This is a genomic window from Pseudoalteromonas sp. Of11M-6, assembly GCF_022347905.1.
Classification (GTDB): Bacteria; Pseudomonadota; Gammaproteobacteria; order Enterobacterales; family Alteromonadaceae; genus Pseudoalteromonas.
On sequence record NZ_JAKRFW010000108.1, the window covers coordinates 1 to 2307 of the forward strand.

General features: G+C 39.5%; 2 protein-coding genes and 2 pseudogenes. 1 reads left to right on the top strand and 3 read right to left on the bottom strand.

The window, feature by feature from the left end:
- Window positions 1-112: pseudogene (locus tag MHN32_RS23420) on the top strand (transposase); the annotation flags it as partial.
- 305 nt (window positions 113-417) lie between these two features.
- On the opposite strand, the gene MHN32_RS23425 reads toward MHN32_RS23420, so the two are convergent.
- The 3 genes and pseudogenes from MHN32_RS23425 to MHN32_RS23440 form a co-directional block, all read right to left on the bottom strand.
- Window positions 418-1269 carry a DUF5677 domain-containing protein gene (locus MHN32_RS23425; protein WP_239422968.1) on the bottom strand — a complete coding sequence of 284 codons (852 nt, stop codon included), beginning with the start codon at window positions 1267-1269 and terminating at the stop codon, window positions 418-420.
- Window positions 1270-1403: 134 nt separating this feature from the next.
- Window positions 1404-1937: a hypothetical protein gene (locus MHN32_RS23435; protein WP_239422969.1), complete on the bottom strand. Its 534-nt coding sequence runs from the start codon at window positions 1935-1937 to the stop codon at window positions 1404-1406.
- 139 nt (window positions 1938-2076) lie between these two features.
- Window positions 2077-2307 (bottom strand): annotated as a pseudogene (locus MHN32_RS23440) (hypothetical protein); the annotation flags it as partial.

Sequence of the window (2307 nt, forward strand, 5' to 3'; positions counted from 1 at the left end):
ACAGGTATTCCACGGTGCAGTTGGTCGAGAGCGGACAATAACCGCTTACTGTGAAACACTGCAAAAAAGACGGCGGACAAACCTAACAAACTGCGAGCGCTTGCTGGCTTAGCAAAACTCACATTCTCAACGCTAGAATTTCTTACTGCTGTATTTACAGCGCTTTGTCGTGCGCGATAAACCTGTTTTGTTGAATAGATACGCCTGAGCGCTAAAAATTAGCCTATCTGTAAACGTTTTTGACCAAAGTGGTTGAAGTATTTTTATACTTTTTTACTTCACTTCCTCAGCTTGGATGCTAATTGTGATGGGTGTCATTTGTTTTTTCAATACTGTAGCTCCCGTATACCACCTTAATCACTAAACGTCACGCATAGTAAAAATGCCACGCGTTGTGAATCACTCTTAAACAGATTATTAAGTTTCATATTCGTTGGCATTAAATTCTTGCAGTGCGTCTTTTAAACTTGCAAACAGTGGCTCATAGTTTTGTCTTAAGGTGTTGGAGAAATCTGGATTTTCACCACAAAACTGAAATAGAAATAGCGAACGCATTTCAGCAAAAGTGCAGAGATCAGAAATAGATCGAGCTATATGCGCAGCTTTAACCCATGCTTGTTCTTCTGTCGTACGCACACATCGCTCCCACACCATAGCAACACCGTCACCATCTTTATGGATAAGATGACTACTCATCCCGTAGTTATAGCCTAAATGGATCAAAGGATTAAGCCTCGTATCATTAGACTTGCTAAACTCTTGTATGATGTGGCTAAACGACCACTTTTGTTCTAGCTGTTTTCGTTGCTGCTTATTTGTATCACCTCGAATACTGTCCACTTGTTCTGGTTCTAGTGTTAGTTCTTGAATTGAAAGCCAATTATGCATATCTTGTGGGTCTACTTCTGCTAACAAAGAACTCGCACGATCACTTCGTTTAATAGCAGAGTAACCGGGAAGAACCTCCCAATATTCATTAACTTTCGTTAGCACTTCCTCTTCAGAGCCATTCAGCATGTAGATGTACTTGGTAACGCCTTCAATTATTGTACGGTTAATAATTTCAGCATCCCACTCTTGACCATGCTGCAACAAAATAAGTGAACTCTCTGAGCTAAAGTGACAAGATAAGTACAACTGGGTACTTACAAACCTAACCATGGGATGCATGTTTTGAAAATCTTTATCTAGAAAAGGTTTGCAATGCTCAAAGTGCTCACCAATGAAATGGCTAGCCATTGCAACCCAAGATTTAAACCTAACGTCCATAGTTACCTCGTGAAACTTAACGCCCTGTTAAGAGGTGAGCAACGCAATACCGATGCCACCGCATACCACCTTAATCACTAAAACCAACGCATAGTGAAAATGCCACGCGTTGCGAATCCCTCTTGAACAGTTTGTTATGCAACTGGAACCCCGTCAAAACAGATTACTGCATAAAGATAACGACCTTCTTGAGTAGACGCCCAAATTTCGCCGTTTTTCCCAAGAGATTTTTTTGCATAACCATGTTCTGAAAGCCACTGAAGTGACTCTTTAACTTGAACTCGAGTCAAACTAGTTTCTTTTGATATTCCTGAAACATAGCGCCACGTATATTCGTGGCTTTGTAAAGACTCTAAAACAGATTTAGCATTGTCAGGGACTAGACTAACATTAGGTACCTGAGATTCGGTTTCGTCAAACAAATCAGTAGGAGATTCTATTTCCTTTTCTAATACCGCTTTGATCTGCTCTTCTCTAAGTTGTGCTTCAACGCCAGCTGCTTTAAAACTTTTGAATTTATCCAGATTCGCGAATACTAAGCCGAGAAATCCTGCTGCAATGGTTAATCCCATTTCGGCAGGCTTACTATTGTAGCCAAAGTAAATAGAAACCCCGAGTAAGACGAAAGCAGATACCATTTCCAAAACTTTATTTGATTCAATCTTCATTGCTTGATGACCTACTCCGATTTCAATTAAGTTGCATAACACCGCAATATGGGGCGTATAAATGCTTGGCTAAAATTAGCGAAGAATGAGCGCCAGCCAAGCGTTAGACGTCCCATTTATAATTGCCTTGTTAGCTATACTATGCACCAATATAAGAGTTGATTAAAACACCAGACATACCAACTATGATAAAACCGAAAAAGAAAATAACGACGGTTCGCTCTGGTATCGCATGCACAATTAAAGACGGCATTTGTTTAAAAATGACTATAGGCGGAACAAACAATACAGAATGACATTCAAATTTTTGATATTGCTTCCATACTTTTAAAAGAAACAACTTTACGCCTGTTAAATACATTAATACAAA

Excerpts from the sequence above, each read along its gene's own strand:
- MHN32_RS23425 (WP_239422968.1), bottom strand. The coding sequence starts at position 1,269 with ATGGACGTTAGGTTTAAATCTTGGGTTGCAATGGCTAGCCATTTCATT.
- MHN32_RS23435 (WP_239422969.1), bottom strand. The coding sequence starts at position 1,937 with ATGAAGATTGAATCAAATAAAGTTTTGGAAATGGTATCTGCTTTCGTC.